Origin of the sequence: Nonomuraea sp. NPDC049486, from assembly GCF_040676925.1 — a bacterium.
GTDB classification, from domain to species: Bacteria; Actinomycetota; Actinomycetes; order Streptosporangiales; family Streptosporangiaceae; genus Nonomuraea; species Nonomuraea ferruginea.
Genome location: NZ_JBFAPV010000002.1, coordinates 214379 through 232195, shown reverse-complemented (window position 1 = coordinate 232195; position 17817 = coordinate 214379). Strand labels below are relative to the sequence as shown.

Below are 17817 nucleotides of genomic sequence, written 5' to 3'. Positions count from 1 at the left end.
GTGCCGGTTCTCCTGGAAAGCCCACGGGCCTTCCAGGAGAACTTCTTCCCAGGGACTTCCGGGAGCGGTACGAGCCCCGGAAATGCGGTTCTCCGCCGGCCCAGGAGTACGCTTGCGTCACGGAACGGCACGGGTCGGCATCACTTTCGGATGGTCAGGCCCTCCCGGGGGCGAAACGCCCGTAAACTCAGCCGGGTGGACACGACGACTGCGGACCCTCTGGTAGGTCGGCTGCTCGACGGGCGCTACCGCGTCGAGTCCCGGATCGCCCGGGGTGGCATGGCGACTGTCTACCTGGCGCTCGACATCCGGCTGGACCGGACCGTCGCGCTCAAGGTGATGCACCGCTCGCTGGCCGACGACCCGGCGTTCGTGCGCAGGTTCATCGGCGAGGCGAAGTCGGTGGCCAGCCTCTCGCACCCGAACGTGGTGCACGTCTTCGATCAGGGCACCGACGGCGACGTCGTCTACCTGTCGATGGAGTACGTGCCCGGCAAGACGCTCCGTGACGTGCTGCGCGACCGTGGCAGGCTGCCCGCCCGAGAGGCCCTGGAGATCATGATCCCGGTGCTGGCGGCGCTCGGCGCCGCCCACCAGGCGGGCATGGTCCACCGTGACGTGAAGCCCGAGAACGTGCTGCTGGCCGACGACGGCCGCATCAAGGTGGTCGACTTCGGCCTGGCCCGCGCGATCGAGGCGACCAACCAGACGCGCACCGGCGTGATGATCGGCACGATCGGCTACATGTCGCCCGAGCAGGTGACGACCGGCGGCGCCGACGTGCGCAGTGACGTCTACGCGGCCGGCATCATGCTGTTCGAGCTGGTGACGGGCCGGCAGCCGTACGACGGCGAGACGCCGATGTCGGTGGCCTACCGCCACGTGCACGACACGGTGCCCGCGCCGTCGTCGCTGGCGTCGGACGTGCCGGCGTTGATCGACACGCTGGTGGCGCAGGCGACGGCGCGCGAGCCGCACGACCGCCCCGCGGACGCGACGGCGATGCTGGTGCAGGCGGTCGAGGCGCACCGGACGCTGCCGAGGCTGTCGGGCGCGCAGCAGGCGCGTCCGACCGGCGCGTTCACCAGCCCGCCGGCGGCTCCGGCCCACACCCTGATCCAGCCGCGCGCGGAGGTCCCCACGCCTCCGCCGGCGCGCTCGCGGGGCGGCCGGGTCAAGCCGGTCTGGTTCCTGGCGGCGCTGGCCGTGATCATGGTGGGTGCGGTGGCGGCGACCGGGCTCTACTTCGCGCAGAAGAGCTACAAGATCGTGCCCGATCTGGTGGGCAAGAACCTCGCGGTGGCCGAGCGCAGCGCGCGGGCGCAGGGCTTCCAGGTGGCCAGGGTCGAGGGCCGCCATGACGAGAAGGTCGCCGAGGGGTCGGTGCTGGCCATGGAGCCGGTCCACGGCACCGAGGTGGAGGCCGGCACCACGATCACGCTGGTGCCCTCGCTGGGCCCGAAGCGGGTGCTGGTGCCGAAGACCGCCGGTTTGACGCAGGACGACGCCAGGGCGGCGATCGGCGAGGCCGGGCTGACGGTCGGCAAGATGCGCCGCGTCAAGAACCTCGAGGTGCAGCGCAACCACGTGATCCGCACCTCGCCGCAGGTGGGCGAGAAGGTCAAGGAAGGCGCCAAGGTCGACATCTACGTGAGCGCCGGCCTGGTCATGCCCGACGTGTCCGGCATGCCGAAGGACGAGGCGGCCGCGTTCCTGACGCAGCAGGGCTTCCAGGTGCAGGTCAACGAGGTCGACGACGACGCCGAGCCGTGCACCGTGATCGCGCAGTCGCCGAAGCCCAAGTCCGAGGTCGACCAGGGCATCCCGGCGATGGTCACGGTGGCGCGCTGCGAGACCGACTTCTGGCACTGGTTCCGGGGCGACAACGAGGCCCGCGACGACCAGGAGTTCCGGATCATGCCGGGCGTGATGGGCAAGGGCATCAACGACGCCAAGAACGAGCTGCAGGCGCAGGGCTTCCGGGTGCGGGTGCACAACCTGTCCAACAGCGGCGTGGTGCGGTTCCAGCGCCCGGGGCCCAACTCCGAGCGGCCGCCGGGCTCGGAGGTCCACCTCTGGCACTAGGCCAGGTGGCCCCAGAGCCGCACGCGCGCCAGGCCGCCGTCGGGGTGGATGTCGACGCGTACGTGGTCGACGGGGTCGTGCGGGCCGAGCCGGAAGCGGTGCGGCGCGTCGGGTCGCAGCGGCGTCCCGGGCAGCAGCGGGACCTCGCGGTCGCCGTCGAGGCCGGTGAGCGTCACGGCGGCGGGCGCGTTGAAGACCAGGTTCGTGGTGTCGATCTCGGCGAGGCTGACGCGGCCGCGTCCGGCCAGGCGGATGACGAGCCAGTCGTTGCCGCCGTCGCGGCGGCGCGCGGTCTCCCAGCCCTCGGCCTGGTTGCGGGCCGTGCCCGGGGCGATCACGTTGCCGGGCGAGGAGTAGAACTCGTCGGAGCAGGCGGTGACCAGCCCGCCGTTCTCCAGCGCGGCGAGGTCGAGGCCGAGCCCGTCCCACACGGACAGGTCGGGGCGGGCCTCGCCGTGCACGCGCAGCCGGGCGATGCCGCCGTCGGGATACATGTTCAGCCGTACGTGGGTGTAGCGGCTCTCGTCGGCCACCTCGAAGGGGTGCTCCCTGTCGCCCTTGAGCGGGCTCATGGGCACGATCGTGACCCAGCCGGCCCGTTCCACCTCGGCCGCGGACGGGTGGCCGGGCACGTGGGCGGCCTCGACGGCGGCGTGCGCCGGGTGGTTGCCGGTGAACCAGGCGGTGTCGACGACCACGCCGCGGATCACGCCGGGCAGGCCGAGGCGGACGATCGCCCAGTCGTGGCCGGGGCCGCGGCGGCGGCGGGTCTCCCAGCCGTCGTAGACCTGGCCCGTGCCGGCGAACGTCGCGGGCTGGAAGGCGGGCCTGCCGGGCCGGATGAGGTTCTCCTTCCCGGCGAACGACTCGTCACTGGCGGCGATCACGGACCCGCCGTGGCGGCGCAGCGCGAGGTCGGGCAGGCGGGTGAAGTCGCGCATCTACGCTCCCAGCAGGAAGGTCCCGTGCGGGACGTCGTCGGCGGGCCTGCCCCGCAGCCAGGTGGTGAGCACGGCGCCCCTGAGGCGGCGTCCCTGGTACGGGGTGACGGGGTTCTTGTGGTGCAGCCGCCGGGCGTCGACGGGTTCGGCGGAGTCGGGGTCGAAGGCCACCAGGTCGGCGTCGTTGCCGGGCTCGATGCCGCCCTTGCCGCGCAGCCCGGCCAGCCGGGCGGGGGCGGCCGACATCCAGCGCACGACGTCGCCGAGGCCGTGCCCGCGCCGGGACGCCTCGGTCCAGACGGCGCGCAGCCCGAGCTGGAGTGAGGAGACGCCGCCCCAGGCGGCGGCGAAGTCGGGCACCTTGAGGTCGGCGGTGGACGGCGAGTGGTCGGTGACGACGCAGTCGAGCACGCCCCGGGCGAGGCCGTCCCAGAGCCGGTCGCGGTTGGCGGCGGAGCGGATGGGCGGGCAGCACTTGTAGGCCGTGTCGCCGTCGGGCACGTCCTCGGCGGTGAGGGTCAGGTAGTGGGGGCAGGTCTCGGCGGTGACCGGGAGGCCCTCGGCCCGCGCGGCCTCCAGCACGTCGAGGCAGCCGGCGCCGGAGACGTGCAGGATGTGCGCGCGGGCGCCGGTCTCGCGGGCGAGCCGGACGACCTGTTCGACGGCGCCGCGCTCGGCCGCTTCCGGCCGGGAGTCCAGGAACGCGGCGTAGCCGGGCCCGGCGCAGCCGGTCAGCAGGGCGGGGTCCTCCGCGTGCACGACCAGCAGCCCGCCGAACCCGGCCAGCTCGGTCATGACCCGCCGGATCTCCCCGAGGCCGAGCTCGGGGAACTCGTCCACGCCGGACGGCGACATGAAGCACTTGAACCCGCGCACGCCCCGGTCGTGCAGCGGCCGGAGCTCCTTGAGGTTGCCGGGCACGGCGCCGCCCCAGAAGCCGACGTCGACGTGACACCGCCCGCCGGCGGCGGCCAGCTTGGCCTCCAGCGCGGCGACGCTGACGGTGGGCGGGAGCGCGTTGAGCGGCATGTCGACGATCGTGGTGACGCCGCCGGCCGCCGCGGCCCTGGTGGCGGTGGCGAACCCCTCCCAGTGGGTGCGGCCGGGCTCGTTGACGTGCACGTGGGTGTCGACGAGGCCGGGCAGCAGGGCGAGGTCGCGCAGGTCGACGTCCTCGGCGGCGTCCAGCGGGGCAGCGTGGTCGTGCAGGGACGCGATCCGGCCGTCGCGGACGGCGACGGCGAGGGGCCGTTCGCCGTCCGGGGTGACGGTCCTGCGTGATCGGACCACGAGGTCGTACACGGGCGTGCTCCTTCAGCGCTAGTTCGCTGCTCGTTCTGGGCTCGTTCTCTGCTCGTTCTGCGCTCCCTGGACGCGGGCTCCTGCCGGGCCCGCCTCAGGAGAGCCGGTCGGCGGCCAGCCGGGCCGCGAGGCGTCCGAGGAGCGGGCGGGCCTCGGCCATGGAGCGGCCGAGGTCGGGCTCCAGGTCGGCGAGCGCGTACGCGGCCTCGATGCCGGCCTCGCGCAGCTGCTCGTCGGTGAGGGTGCGGCGGCCGCAGACGGCCACGACGGGGACGCCCGCCGCGGCGGCGGCGCGGGCGACGCCGGCGGGGGCCTTGCCGCGCAGGGTCTGCTCGTCGAGCGACCCCTCGCCGGTGATCACCAGCCGGGCGCCCTTGACGTGCTCGTGGAAGCCGAGCAGGTCGAGCAGGTAGTCGATGCCGGGCCGGATGTCGGCGTGCAGGAAGGCGAGCGCGGCGAAGCCGACGCCGCCGGCCGCGCCCGCGCCGGGCGCTCCCGCGACGCCCATGGCGCGCGGCGTGTCGTCGTGCTCGACGGCCCCCGCCAGGCCGTGGGTGCGGGTGGCGACGGCGGCGAGCCGGCCGAGCGCGGCGTCGAGCAGCTTGACCTGCTCGGGGGTGGCGCCCTTCTGCGGCCCGTAGACGGCGGCGGCGCCGTGCGGGCCGAGCAGCGGGTTGTCGACGTCGCTCGCCACCACGAAGGCGACGCCGGAGACGTCGAGGAAGCCGGAGACGTCGACGCGGTCGAGGTCGCGCAGGGCGGCGCCGCCGCGCGGCAGCTCGCGGCCACCGGCGTCGAGGAGGCGCGCGCCGAGCGCCTGGACCATGCCCGCGCCCCCGTCGGTGCAGGCGCTGCCGCCGAGGCCGAGCACGACCCGGGTGGCGCCCTGCTTGACGGCGTCGGCGATCAGCTCGCCGGTGCCGTGGCTGGTGGCGGTGAGCGGCTCGGGCCCCGCGGGGAGGCGGCGCAGGCCGGACGCCTCGGCGAGCTCGACGACGGCGGTCTCGCCGCGCCTGGCGTACGAGGCGTCGACGGGCTCACCGGTGGGCCCGGTCACCCGTACGGTCACGCGGTCGAACCCGGCGGCCACGGCGGCGTCGACGGTGCCGTCACCGCCGTCGGCGACGGGCAGCTCGACGGCGGGGACGCCGAGAGCGGCGGCGACGGTCGCGGCCACCTCGGCCGCGGTCAGCGATCCCTTGAACTTGTCCGGGGCGACGAGGACGTGCTGGACCACTGGGGAACTCCTGTCTTGGGCGACATGGCGGCGAGATCCACCATCATCACATCCGCGCGTCCGGGAGCTCACGCGAGGCGGCGAAGCCCTGCTCGCGCGCCATCCGCAGCAGCCGGCGGTGGGCGTCGGCGCCGGCCCGGCCGGTGGCGTCGTGCGGGACGGTGCGCAGCTCGCCGTCCTCGACCACGGTCCGCCCGCCGACCAGCAGCCGGGCCAGCGGCAGCTGCGGGCCGAAGACGAGCGCGCAGACCGGGTCGGTCACGGCGGCGGTGAACGGCCCGTCCACCCGCCACAGCGCCAGGTCGGCGAGCTTGCCGGGCTCCAGCGTGCCGAGCTCGTCCTGGCGGCCGAGGTTGCGGGCGCCGCCGAGGGTGGCGATCTCCAGCGCCTGCCGGGCGGTGAGCGCCGCGGGGCCGTAGCGGGCCCGCTGGAAGAGCAGCGCCTGGCGCATCTCCCCGGCCAGGCCGGTCAGCTCCGACGAGGCGCTGCCGTCGACGCCGAGCCCGACGTTGGCGCCGCGCCGCAGCATCTCCGACACGCGGGCGATGCCGGCGCCGAGCCGGCCGTTGGACGACGGGCAGTGGGCGGAGCCGGTGCCGGTGGCGGCGAGCTTGGCGATGTCGGCGTCGCTGAGGTGCACGGCGTGCGCCACCCACACGTCGGAGCCGAGCCAGCCGAGCTTGTCCATGTAATCGACCGGGCGCATGCCGAGCTGGGCCAGGCAGTGCTCCTCCTCGTCGAGCGTCTCGGCCAGGTGGGTGTGCAGCCGCACGCCCTTGTCGCGGGCGAGCCTGGCGGCCTCGGTCATCAGCTCGCCGCTGACGGAGAACGGCGAGCAGGGCGCGACCGCGATCCGCAGCATCGAGGACGGGGACGGGTCGTGGTAGGCGTCCACGGCGTCGGCGGTGGCGGCGAGGATCTCGTCCAGCTCCTCCACGACCACGTCCGGCGGCAGCCCGCCCCTCGACTGGCCGCGGTCCATGGAGCCGCGGGCCGGGTGGAAGCGGATGCCCAGCTCGCGGGCGGCCTCGATCTCGGCGGCGAGCAGGTCGCCGCGGCCCTTGGGGAAGACGTAGTGGTGGTCGCTGGAAGTGGTGCAGCCGGACAGCGCGAGATAGCCGAGCCCGGCCCCGGCGGCGCCCCTGACGACCTCGGCGTCCATCGCGGCCCACACCTGGTAGAGCGCCACCAGCCACTCGAACAGAGTGGCGTCCTGGGCCAGCCCCTGTGAGGCCCACTGGTAGAGGTGGTGGTGGGTGTTGACCAGGCCGGGGGTGGCCAGGCAGCCGGTGGCGTCGATCCTGGTCGCGCCGTCGGCGGCGGGCGGCCGGTCCATGGGGCCGAGCGCGGTGATCCGGTCGCCGTCGACGAGGATCCAGCCGCGCTCGATCTCCTGGCCGGCGACGGGGGCGACATACGCGTTCTCGATGAGGATGCTCACCGGGCCGCCGCCTTGCGCTCGGCCGCCAGCCGGACGGCGTCGAGGATCTTCTCGTAGCCGGTGCACCGGCACAGGTTGCCGGCCAGCGCCTCGCGGATCTCCGCGTCGGACGGCCGCTCGACGCGTTCGAGCAGGTCGTGGGCCTGCACGACGAGGCCGGGCGTGCAGAAGCCGCACTGCACCGCGCCGGTCTCCACGAACGCCTCCTGCACCGGGTCGAGCCCCCGCTCGGCCAGGCCCTCGACGGTACGGACCCGGCGGCCCTGGGCCTGACCTGCGGCGACCAGGCAGGCGCACACCGGCGCGTCGTCGAGGTAGACCGTGCAGGAGCCGCACTCGCCCTGCTCGCAGGCGTTCTTGGAGCCGGGCAGGCCGAGCCGCTCGCGCAGCACGTACAGCAGGCTCTCGCCCTCCCACACGTCCTCGGCCGTCTCCTCGCGGCCGTTGACCGTGAACGTCACCCTCATCAGGCCGCCCTCCTCTCCAGATGGTCGTGCCACGCCCAGGTGAGCGTGCGGCGGGCCAGCACCGCGATGGCGTGCCGGCGGTAGCCGGCGGTGCCGCGCACGTCGTCGATCGGCGCGGCGGCGCCCGCGCACAGCTCGCCGAACCGCGCCAGCAGCGCCGGCTGGAGCGGCGCCGACCAGTCGAGCTCGGCGGCCAGGAACTCCTCCGCCTCCCGCGCCCGGCGCGGAGTGGGCGCGGCCGAGCCGAGCCCGGTGCCGACGCGCCGCTCGTCCGGGTGCAGCGCGACGGCGAACGAGCAGACGGCGATCACCATGGCGTTGCGGGTGCCGACCTTGGAGAAGTACTGCGGCCCGGCCGCGGGCTCGACGTGCACGGCCCTGATCAGCTCGTCCGGGAGCAGCGCGGAGCGCTTGACGCCCAGGTAGAACGCGTCGGCGGGGATCATCCTGACGCCGCGCTCGCGCGACTCCACCTCGACGGCGGCGCCCGCGGCGAGCAGCGGCGGGTGGCTGTCGCCCGCCGGCGAGGCCGCGCCGAGGTTCCCGCCGACCGACCCGCGGTTGCGGATCTGCGGCGAGCCGACCGTCCGCGCCGCCTGCGCGAGCCCCGGCAGCGCGCCGCCGAGTTCGCCGATGATCACGCTGTACGGGACAGCGGCGCCGATCCGGTACCGGCCGCCGTCCAGGGACCAGGTGGCCAGCTCGGGCACGGCGGTGAGGTCGAGCAGGGCCGGCGGGCGGCGCACGGAGAAGTTGATCTCCACCATGACGTCGGTGCCGCCCTGGATGGGCACCGCGTCCGGCTGGTCCACCTTGGCGGCCAGCGCCTCGGCCCACGTGGTGGGGCGCAGGAATTCCATCGCTCTCACTCCCAGGCGAATCCGGCGCCGGGCGCGTCGTCGCGCAGCACCGTGCCTTCGATCAGGCCGTAGGGCCGGTCTGCCGCGTAGAAGATCTCGTTCTCGTTGTCCAGCCCGAACGGGGCCAGGTCGACGGGGAAGTGGTGCCTGTTCGGCAGGGTGAGCCTGATCTCGCAGATGTCCGGGCAGGCGGCCAGCACCCGCTCCCCCATCGCGTACAGGGTCTGCTGCAACGACAGGCTGTGCGTGCCGGCGAACGCCTCCAGCAGGCAGCCGCGCACCAGCGCGAAGGACGCGGCGAAGTCGGCGCTCGTGCCCGCGTGCCGCCAGCGGGCGTCCACGGCGGTGGCGAGGATGCGGTCGGTGGCCGGCTCCAGCGTGGTGTAGGGGTCGGTGAGGAAGCCGTGGAACTCCGAGCCGGTCGTGTTCATCACCACCAGCCCGGTCAGCCCGGACACCACGCTGGCGCGGCCGTCGCGGTCGTGGTGCGCCACGCAGGTGCGCACCTCGCCGCCGTCGCGGGCGAAGGAGTGGCCGGTGTCGCCGATCCGGTTCCACCCGTACTCCTCGACCGCGACCCTGGCGTGGTGGATCGTGTCGTGCCCGGTGAAGTGGCGGGCGAGCAGCAGGGCGAAGTCCTCGATCTGGCCGACGCCGTGCTCGCGGGCCAGGGCGTACGCGGTGTTCTTCTGCGTGTCGGTCGGCAGCACGGCGGCGTTGTCGCCGGTGAGGTGCGCCTCGCTCATGGCGCCGGACAGCGAGGTGCTGACGTTGACATCCTTGACGTGGTGGACGCCGCCGTCCCTGACGACCCGTACCAGCCTGGTCTCCGCCTTGCCGTAGCGGTTGGGTCCGAGAACGATCGCCATCTAGCTCCCTCGGTAGGTCGAGTACGCGTACGGGCTGAGCAGGAGCGGCACGTGGTAGTGGTCACCGGGGTCGGCCACGGTGAAGGTGATGACGACCTCCGGGTAGAAGGTGTCGGCCAGGTGCGCGCCGGTGTCGAACACCACCCGGTGCACCCCGGCCCCCGGCCGCCAGCCCTTGATCCGGCCGTCGGCGTCGGTGACGCCCTCGGCCACGACCGCGCCCTCGTGCTCCAGCCGCACGCGCATCCCGGCCGCCGGCCGGCCGGTCGTCGCGTCGAGCACGTGCGTCGAGAAGCTCATCGGACGCCCTCCGCCAGCTTGCCGGCCCGCAGCCGGGTGATCTTCGCGAGTTCCTCCCGTACGGTGCGGCGCTCGGTCTCCTCGTCGTGGCCGAGGCGCTCGCGCAGCAGCCGGAGCATCTCGGCGCCGGTCAGGCCGGTGGCGCAGACGAGGTAGACGTGCCCGAAGCGGTCCTCGTAGGCGCGGTTGCCCTCGGCGAGCGCGGCGCGCAGCCCGTCCTCGACCCCGGCCTGCTCGCGGCGGGACCAGGCGGACTCGCGCGAGTCGCCGGCCGGCCGCTCGCCGATGCGCGGGTGCGCGCCCAGCGCCTCCAGCACGTCGGGCCAGCCGAGCGCCAGCACGGCCCGCCCGGCGGCGTCGGCCAGCCTGTCCTGGTCCGGGTACGGGCGGCCCGCGGCGACCTCCCGGGCGAAGGCGCGGGAGGCGCAGCAGGCGAGCAGCTCCTTCTCCGCGCCCTCCCGGTCCAGGGCGTTGAAGGCGGCCAGACCCGCGGGCGTGTGCGGCATGAGACGAGTACACACACGCCGGTCGTGCCCGGTCCATCCGCGAGAACTCCGAACCGGCGCCCGGGTTGGCCAAGACTTTTCGTGTCATGCTCCAACCCCGGCGGGCTCCTGGCCGCTGACCAGCGCGGACTCTCCCCGCCCGTAGACTGGGGGTCATCATGACCTCACGCTCTCTCATCGGCGGCCACGTGCTCGTCACCGGCGGCCTGGCCAAGGGCGGCCTCGCCTACATGGCCGACATCGGCGCCGAGATGATCCAGGTTTTCGTCACCAACCCGCGCGGCTGGGCGCTCAATCCCGGCAAGCCCGACCAGGACGCGGCGCTCGCCGAGTCCGGTGTCGAGACCTTCGTCCACGTCCCGTATCTGGCCAACTTCGGCTCGCCCAGCGCCGAGACGCTGGCCAACTCGGTGGCGGTGGTCCGCCACACGCTGCGGCGCGGCGCCGACATCGGGGCCAAGGGCGTCGTGGTGCACACCGGGTCGGCGGTGTCGCAGCCGCGCGACGACGCGATGCGTCAGCTCCGCGAGCACCTGCTGCCGCTGCTCGACGAGATCCCCGACGGCGGGCCCGACCTGCTGCTGGAGCCGATGGCGGGGCAGGGTGCGATGCTCTGCGCCACGGTCGACGACCTGGAGCCCTACCTGGCGGCGCTCGACTGGCATCCGCGGGCCGGCGTCTGCCTCGACACCTGCCACGCCTTCGCCGCCGGCCACGACCTGGCCGCGGAGGGCGGCGTCGGCGCCACGCTCGACCTGCTCTACAAGATCGCGCCCGGCCGCCTGAAGCTCGTCCACGCCAACGACTCCAAGGACGTGTGCGGCGCCAAGAAGGACCGTCATGAGAACATCGGCGCGGGCCACATCGGCACCCGCCCCTTCGCCGAGCTGATGCGTCATCCGGCGGCCGCGGGCGTGCCCCTGTGCATCGAGACCCCCGGCAAGGCCGACAAGCACCGCGAGGACATCGCCACTCTGAAGCGCCTGCGCGACGAGGGCTGACGAGGCGTCTTACGTGCAAGGGGCGCCCGCCGGTGGGATCCGGCCGCCCCCGTGTGGCCGGATCGCGGTCTTGCCGCGGCCCCGGCGGGCGCCCCTGCACGTGTCCGGCCGGCGGGCCCAACCCCCCGGTTGAGGGCCCGACAGCCGAGGTGACCTGGTGGTCACCATGGATCCGGCACATGCGGTGAGCCTTCCGGCTCGTCCCCCCAGATGCGCCGGGTGGCTCCGATGCCGAAACACTACGGTCGTGATCTACCTGGGGAAACCCCCTTGGCTGACAGCTCGCTGAACGGCGTGTAGCCATCGATGTGCGGAGAGTGCGCGCACGACGAGCGGTCACCGGGGCGCGTCGAGCGGTCGCTCCGTGCCCGCCCCGGGTCTCCCCTGGGGTTCCCGGTGGGTCCGCGATGAGGCCGCGCGAGGCCGTGTGACCTGGGAAATCACGATCGTCAACGGACCCGGGCAGCCCGGCGGACGGGTGTGCGGCGGCTTCTCGTTCACGCCCGCCCGGGGACGAGCGGGGGTCAGGACATGACGCCGCGGTGCTGGCGGACCAGCTGCTCGCGGACCTGCCTGCTGTGCCTGCGGCTGACCTGGAGGGTCTCGGTGCCGACGGTCAGGGTGACGCGGCCGCCCTCGAACCGGAGCTCGCTCACGTGGCGGCTGGAGACCAGTGTGCTGCGGTGGACCCGGATGAACCCGGCGTCCGCCCAGCGGCGCTCCAGCGCCGCCAGGGACATGCGGACGAGGTAGCTGCCGTCCACGGTGTGCAGGCGCACGTAGTCGCCCTGCGCCTCGGCGAAGCGCACGGCCTGCTGCGGCACGAACCGGGTGCGGCCGCCCAGCTCGACCGGGATCACGTCGTCGTGGCAGGGGTCGGCGGGCGGCGAGGAGGAGACCTCCAGCCTGCGCACCGCCTCCGACAGCCGCTCCGCCCTGACGGGCTTGAGGAGGTAGTCGACGGCCTCCAGCTCGAAGGCCTGCACCGCGCACTCGTCGTGGGCGGTGACGAACACCAGCTTCGGCGGGCTGGGGAAGCCGCCGACCAGCCGGGCCAGGTCGAGGCCGTCGAGGCCGGGCATGCGGATGTCGAGGAACACGGCGTCGAGCCGCTCGCCCGAGGCCACCATCTGGACCATGTCCTGCAGCGCCGCGACCCCGTCGGAGGCGGTCAGCACCTGCTCGACGCGGCTGTCCTGGCGCAGCAGGTAGGCGAGCTCCTCCAGCGCGGGCACCTCGTCGTCGACGGCCAGAACACGAAGCATGTCACTACGCTGCACCAGAAACGCCTGCCCCACAAGGCCCAAGAACACGCTGCGTCACAATCGCGTCACAGAGAGGTCAACTGTGCCTTGGGCACCCGCAGCCGCACTTTCGTGCCCGCGCCCAGCGCCGTCTCGACCACCAGCCCGTAGCCGTCGCCGTAGATCTGGCGCAGGCGCAGGTCCACGTTGGCCAGGCCGATGCCGGTGCCCTCGCGGCCGGGGTCGTCGTCCAGGACGCGCCTGGCGCATTCGGGGTCCATCCCGGCGCCGTCGTCCTCGACCGTGATGTGCGCCTCCGGCCCGGCGTCGCGGGCGACGATCCGCACCTCACCGGCGCGGCCCCGCATGCCGTGCTTGATGGCGTTCTCGACCAGCGGCTGCAGGCACAGGAACGGGACGGGCACGGGCAGCACCTCGGGCGCCACCTGGAGGCTGAAGCGCAGCTTGTCGCCGAACCTGGCACGTTCCAGGAGCAGGTAGCGGTCGACGCAGGTGAGCTCGTCGGCGAGGGTGGTGAAGTCGTGCGCCCGGCGCAGCGCGTACCGGGCGAAGTCCGCGAAGTCGAGCAGCAGCTCCCGGGCGCGCTTGGGGTCGGTGCGGACGAACGAGGCGATGGTGGTGAGCGCGTTGTAGACGAAGTGCGGCGAGATCTGCGCGCGCAGCGCCCGCCTGTCGGCCTCCAGCGCGCGCCGCCGCGAGGAGTCCAGCTCGGCCAGCTCCAGCTGGCCCGACATCCATCGGCCGACCTCGCCGACGGTGCGCACCAGGCCGGCGCTGAGCTCGTCGTCGAAGGCCGCCAGCGTCCCGACGATCCTGCCGTCGACGGTCAGCGGCACCACGACCGCGCCGTACGGCTCGCCGGCGAACACCTGCGCCCGCCCCGAGGCGAGCGCCGACCTGGCGTAGGTGAGGACCTCGTCGGTGCAGGGGCCGTCCCACGCCAGCGCGGCCTCGGTGGAGGTGATCGCGACCGCGTACGTGCCGAGCAGGGCGTGCAGATGGCGTACGGCCCTGCGCGCGGAGTCGCGGTTGAGCCCGGCCCGCAGGGCGGGGGCCGCCAGGGCGGCGAGGTGCAGGGTCGTGAAGGTCGCCTCCCGGTCCGGGCGGCGTTCGGGCACGGCGCGGCGCCGGGCAAGGGTGTGGCCGAGGATGAAGGCGAGACAGGGGAGCACCACGCAGGCGGTGGTCAGCATGCGGGCAACCGTAGCCAACAACCACCCAGGCGTGGGCGGAAACCCGCAGGTCACCTCATGGGGGGCCGTCGCCCGGATCCTCCTGGTAGGAGTAGCGCTGTTCGCGCCAGGGGTCGGCGACGTTGTGGTAGCCGCGTTCCTCCCAGAAGCCCCGGCGGTCCTCCAGGAGATACTCGATCGCGCGCACCCACTTGACGCTCTTCCACCCGTAGAGATGGGGCACCACGAGGCGGACGGGCGCGCCGTGCTCGGCGGAGAGCGGCTTCTCGGCCAGCTCGGTGGCGAAGAGCGTGGCGGGCGCGGTGAAGTCGGACCACCGGAGGTTGGCGCTGTAGCCGTACTCGGCCCAGATCATCACGTGGCGCACGCCCGGGTCGGGCGGCACGGCCGCGGCGAGGGCGGCCGGCGGCACGCCGCTCCACTCCAGGCCCGGCACGGAGAACTTGGTCACACAGTGGAAGTCGGCGACCCGGGTCACGCGGGGCAGGCCGGCGAACTCCTCCCAGCCGAAGCGGCGCTCCTCGCCCGAGGCGGTGGCGCCGAACACCTGGAAGTCCCACGACTCCGGCTTGAACGGGGGCACCCGGCCGTAGTGGATCACAGGTAGGCCGCGGGGGACGTACTGGCCTGGCGGCAGGCGCGTCTCCTCCACGATTACTGCTCCCCTCACCGGTATCGCGGTCGGGTGCCATCCTCCCACCGGTCGGTGTGCGGCTCGGCAGCGGGTCGAGGTGGGGTACTATTGCGGCACTATGCGCACCGCGTTCCTGTTTTGGTATGGCGACGGACCCATCGGTCGGACCGTTCGCCACCTAGCGCTGCGCTAGCAGACATAGGCGAGCACGAAGGCCCCGGGTCCGACAGGACCCGGGGCCTTCTGCGTTTCCCGAAGGAGTACACATGGTCATCGTGATGGGCCCGGAGGCCACCTCCGCGCACGTGGCGACCGTCGTCGGCGTCGTGCAGTCGGCCGGTGTGGAGGCGTTCGTGAGCAAGGGGGTGCAGCGCACGATCGTCGGCCTGGTAGGCGACGTGACCCAGCTCGACGCCGCCAGCCTGCGCGGCATGGCGGGGGTGCGCGACGTGATGCGCGTCTCGACCCCGTACAAGCTGGTCAGCAGGGAGAACCATCCCGAACGCTCGACGGTCCACGTGAGCGGGGTGCCGATCGGGCCGGGCACGGTGACACTGATCGCCGGGCCGTGCGCGGTGGAGACGCCGGAGCAGACGCTGGACGCGGCCAGGATGGCCCAGGCCGCCGGGGCGACGCTGCTGCGCGGCGGCGCCTACAAGCCGCGCACCTCGCCCTACGCGTTCCAGGGGCTGGGTGAGGCGGGGCTGCGCATTCTGGCCGACGTGCGCGAGCGGACCGGGCTGCCGATCGTGACCGAGGTGGTGGAGGCCCAGGACGTGCCGCTGGTGGCCTCGTACGTGGACATGCTGCAGGTCGGCACCCGCAACGCGCAGAACTTCGGGCTGCTGCAGGCGGTCGGCGCGGCCGGGAAGCCGGTGCTGCTCAAGCGCGGCATGAGCAGCACCATGGAGGAGTGGCTGATGGCGGCCGAGTACATCGCGCAGCGCGGCAACCTGGACGTGGTGCTGTGCGAGCGGGGCATCAGGACCTTCGAGACCGCCACCCGCAACACGCTGGACGTGTCGGCGGTGCCGGTGGCGCAGCGCCTGTCGCACCTGCCGGTGATCGTGGACCCGTCCCACTCGGGCGGCCGGCGCGACCTGGTGCTGCCGCTGAGCAGGGCGGCCATCGCGGCCGGCGCCGACGGGGTGATCATCGACGTGCACCCGCGGCCGGAGCAGGCGCTGTGTGACGGGCCGCAGGCGCTGGTCGACACCGACCTGGGCGAGCTGGCCCAGGTGATGCGCGACTTCCCGCCGCTGCTGGGCAAGACGGCCGCCGCCGCGCTGACGGTCTGAGACCCCGGCGGGGCCCGCCACGGGCCCCGCCGATGTCAGAGCTTGTATTCCTGGATGGAGTCGGCGAGCTGGACGGCCAGCTCCTCGGCGTCGAGGCGCTTCTCGATCTGCTTGAGATCCTCGATCTTGGCGCGGGTCTCGGCGCGGCGCGGGGCGAGGAGCGAGCAGCAGTCCTCGTCGGGCAGCTCGGAGATCTCCAGCGTGCCGATGCGCCGGGCCTCGGCCATGATCTCGGTCTTGTCCCAGCCCACCAGGGGACGCAGGATCGGCAGGTCGACGGCGTGGTCCTGGGCGGTGATGTTGGCCAGCGTCTGGGAGGACACCTGGCCGAGCGCGTCGCCGGTGATCAGGGCCCCGGCGCGGATGCGGTGGGCGACCTCCTCGGCCGTCTTGAGCATCAGCCGCCGCTGGGCGATCACGGCGAGCCGGTCCTGGCCGGAGTTGCGGATCGACTGCTGGGCCTTGCCGAACGGCACCACCCAGAGCCGCGCCCCGCCCTGGAACCGGTCGAGCTTCCTGACCAGCGCGTAGGCCTTGTAGATGGACTCGGACGTGGTGAACGGGATGCCGGAGAAGTGGAGGAAGTCGACGTGCAGCCCGCGCCGCATCATGCGGTAGGCGGCCACCGGCGAGTCGATGCCTCCGGACATGAGCACCAGCGCCCGGCCGCTGCTGCCGACCGGGAGCCCGCCCTGGCCGGGCAGGCCGCCGGTGAAGACGAACACCTCGTCCCTGTCGACCTCGACGAAGAGGGTCAGCTCGGGGTTCTTCAGGTCGACCGGCAGGCCGTACTCGTCGTTGATGGCGCCGCCGACGAGCCGGTCGAGCTCGTTGGAGCGCAGCGGGAAGCGCTTGTCGCGGCGGCGGGAGCGGACCGCGAAGCTGGCCTTGCGCTTGACCTCCTCGCGCTCGGCGAACAGCGCGAGCCCGGCCTTGAGCACGGTCTCGGGGTCCTTGGCGACCCGCCAGGCGGGGTGGATCCACACCAGGCCGGGCACGTCGGCGACCCGCTCGGCCACGGCATGCGCCTGCTCGGCGGTGGTGCCTTCGGGCAGGAAGATCGCGATGACGCCGTGGCGCCTGCGCACGTCGACCTTGAGGTCGAACTCCTTGAGCGCCTGGCGGATGTTGCCGATGAGTCGGCGTTCGAACAGCTCGCGGTTCTTGCCCTTGAGGACGATCTCGCCCAGTTTGAGCAGAACGCACGGCTCGCCCAGGGCTGGCATCGTCATGGTGGAACCTCCGGGGGAGACAGGGGATGCGCGGTAGAAACAACGCCTCGCGGCATCGAGTTTAGTCCGCGCGGGACGCTCGCGAACGTCGTGAGCTTGCCTCGCCTTTGCCGGCCCTCTCCCAGGTGGGAACCCTTTCGGCCGACACGAAATCGTTAGTTGCGCTTTCATCTACCCCGCCCGCATACTCCTGCCAACCGAACCAAGGGGCGGGATATGTCGCCGATCGACCACTTCGCGCACGGCGGGCTCACGCCCGTCCTCGCCTACGCCATGTCCAGCCTGGGCTGCATGCTCGGCCTGCTGCTCAGCTCCCGCGCGCGGCTCGCGGAAGGACGCGAGAGCGCCTACTGGCTGATCGGCGCGGCCGTCGCCATCGGCGGCACCGGCATCTGGACCATGCACTTCATCGCCATGATGGGCTTCTCGGTCGCCGGCACCGTGATCCAGTACGACGTGCCGCTCACCGCCGCGTCCGCCCTGCTGGCCATCGTGGTCGTCGGCGCCAGCCTGTTCCTGGCCCACCACGGCAGGCAGCGGCCGGCGTTCCTGCTGAGCGGCGGCGTGCTGGCCGGCGTCGGCGTGGCCGGCATGCACTACCTGGGCATGGCCGCGATGCGGATGTCCGCGCACGTGTCCTACGACCCGGTCACGGTCGCCCTGTCCGTGCTCATCGCCATCGCCGCCGCCACCGCGGCGCTCTGGTTCGCCGGTCGGGTCACCGGGGCGCTGAAGATCGGCGCCGCCGCCCTGCTCATGGGCGTGGCGGTGTCGGGCATGCACTACACCGGCATGCTGGGGATGTCCGTGGAGCCGCACCACACCCCCGGGCCGGTGGGGGGCACGCCGGGCATCGACTTCCTGCTGCCGCTGCTCGTCGGCATCACCGTCGTCACGGTGGGCCTGCTGCTGGCCGTCATGCTCTCCCCCAGCGAGCGGGAGCTCCGCCACGAGCAGGAGTACCTCACCCGCGCGGCCGGCCCCCACCCGCGCGACGGCGAGGGCGCGCCGGATGTGGACTACTTCGGCACGCCCCGCGGTTGAGCTATCTCCTAGGTACGGCTTGCGACGCGTGGTGGGCCGCCGACTCGCCGCGGCGCAAGCCGTACCCTGAAGGGGGGTTGTAGCGGTAACCCCGCTGCTCCAGAAGGTACGGCCGGCCGCTTGCAAGTCACTTACAGCCCGG

General features: G+C 73.3%; 17 protein-coding genes. 4 read left to right on the top strand and 13 right to left on the bottom strand.

What is annotated here, in order from left to right:
• Positions 1–195 precede the first annotated feature (195 nt).
• Positions 196–2085 (top strand): Stk1 family PASTA domain-containing Ser/Thr kinase, encoded by a 1890-nt coding sequence (gene pknB / locus AB0K05_RS05995; RefSeq protein ID WP_271275347.1) that lies wholly within the window; start codon positions 196–198, stop codon positions 2083–2085.
• On the opposite strand, the gene alc is transcribed toward pknB, so the two are convergent.
• From alc to uraD, 9 genes are all read right to left on the bottom strand, one after another.
• Positions 2082–3026, bottom strand: a complete 945-nt coding sequence (gene alc / locus AB0K05_RS05990) for an allantoicase (protein ID WP_271275348.1) — start codon at positions 3024–3026, stop codon at positions 2082–2084. The two genes, pknB and alc, sit on opposite strands and share 4 nt — an antisense overlap.
• A complete protein-coding gene (allB, locus tag AB0K05_RS05985; protein WP_271275349.1) occupies positions 3027–4328 on the bottom strand; it encodes an allantoinase AllB in 1302 nt (433 codons plus the stop codon).
• A gap of 94 nt (positions 4329–4422) precedes the next feature.
• Complete coding sequence (locus tag AB0K05_RS05980; protein WP_271275350.1) at positions 4423–5565, bottom strand: glycerate kinase; 1143 nt, start codon at positions 5563–5565, stop codon at positions 4423–4425.
• A gap of 46 nt (positions 5566–5611) precedes the next feature.
• Positions 5612–7006, bottom strand: a complete 1395-nt coding sequence (locus AB0K05_RS05975) for an 8-oxoguanine deaminase (protein ID WP_271275351.1) — start codon at positions 7004–7006, stop codon at positions 5612–5614.
• Positions 7003–7473: a (2Fe-2S)-binding protein gene (locus AB0K05_RS05970; protein ID WP_148032756.1), complete on the bottom strand. Its 471-nt coding sequence runs from the start codon at positions 7471–7473 to the stop codon at positions 7003–7005. The genes AB0K05_RS05975 and AB0K05_RS05970 overlap by 4 nt, the downstream gene beginning before the upstream one ends.
• Positions 7473–8333 (bottom strand): FAD binding domain-containing protein, encoded by an 861-nt coding sequence (locus AB0K05_RS05965; RefSeq protein WP_271275352.1) that lies wholly within the window; start codon positions 8331–8333, stop codon positions 7473–7475. Before AB0K05_RS05965 ends, AB0K05_RS05970 begins: the two co-directional genes overlap by 1 nt.
• A gap of 5 nt (positions 8334–8338) precedes the next feature.
• Entirely contained in the window at positions 8339–9202 is an 864-nt protein-coding gene (pucL, locus tag AB0K05_RS05960) for a factor-independent urate hydroxylase (protein ID WP_271275353.1), read from the bottom strand.
• Positions 9203–9502, bottom strand: a complete 300-nt coding sequence (uraH, locus tag AB0K05_RS05955; RefSeq protein ID WP_271275354.1) for a hydroxyisourate hydrolase — start codon at positions 9500–9502, stop codon at positions 9203–9205. It lies immediately after the preceding gene.
• Positions 9499–10008, bottom strand: a complete 510-nt coding sequence (uraD, locus tag AB0K05_RS05950; RefSeq protein ID WP_271275355.1) for a 2-oxo-4-hydroxy-4-carboxy-5-ureidoimidazoline decarboxylase — start codon at positions 10006–10008, stop codon at positions 9499–9501. The genes uraH and uraD overlap by 4 nt, the downstream gene beginning before the upstream one ends.
• A 158-nt stretch (positions 10009–10166) precedes the next feature.
• Here uraD and AB0K05_RS05945 point away from each other — a divergent pair, with 158 nt between their 5' ends.
• Positions 10167–11009, top strand: coding sequence for a deoxyribonuclease IV (locus AB0K05_RS05945; RefSeq protein WP_271275356.1), 843 nt, complete (start codon positions 10167–10169; stop codon positions 11007–11009).
• 524 nt (positions 11010–11533) lie between these two features.
• Here the strand turns inward: AB0K05_RS05945 and AB0K05_RS05940 are convergent.
• The 3 genes from AB0K05_RS05940 to AB0K05_RS05930 all read right to left on the bottom strand — a co-directional run bounded on the left by AB0K05_RS05940 (position 11534) and on the right by AB0K05_RS05930 (position 14119).
• On the bottom strand, positions 11534–12274 hold the full coding sequence (locus tag AB0K05_RS05940) for a LytTR family DNA-binding domain-containing protein (protein ID WP_148032762.1): 741 nt from the start codon (positions 12272–12274) through the stop codon (positions 11534–11536).
• Positions 12275–12339: 65 nt separating this feature from the next.
• Entirely contained in the window at positions 12340–13467 is a 1128-nt protein-coding gene (locus AB0K05_RS05935; RefSeq protein ID WP_148032763.1) for a histidine kinase, read from the bottom strand.
• Between the two features lie 55 nt (positions 13468–13522).
• Positions 13523–14119 (bottom strand): molybdopterin-dependent oxidoreductase, encoded by a 597-nt coding sequence (locus AB0K05_RS05930; RefSeq protein WP_219543360.1) that lies wholly within the window; start codon positions 14117–14119, stop codon positions 13523–13525.
• A 248-nt stretch (positions 14120–14367) separates the two neighbouring features.
• On the opposite strand from AB0K05_RS05930, the gene aroF reads away from it, so the two are divergent.
• Entirely contained in the window at positions 14368–15399 is a 1032-nt protein-coding gene (gene aroF / locus AB0K05_RS05925) for a 3-deoxy-7-phosphoheptulonate synthase (protein WP_271275357.1), read from the top strand.
• 35 nt (positions 15400–15434) lie between these two features.
• Here the strand turns inward: aroF and thiI are convergent, their stop codons facing one another.
• Positions 15435–16631, bottom strand: a complete 1197-nt coding sequence (gene thiI, locus AB0K05_RS05920; RefSeq protein ID WP_148032766.1) for a tRNA uracil 4-sulfurtransferase ThiI — start codon at positions 16629–16631, stop codon at positions 15435–15437.
• A gap of 216 nt (positions 16632–16847) precedes the next feature.
• On the opposite strand from thiI, the gene AB0K05_RS05915 reads away from it, so the two are divergent.
• Positions 16848–17675, top strand: a complete 828-nt coding sequence (locus AB0K05_RS05915; RefSeq protein WP_364227047.1) for an MHYT domain-containing protein — start codon at positions 16848–16850, stop codon at positions 17673–17675.
• Positions 17676–17817 lie beyond the last annotated feature (142 nt).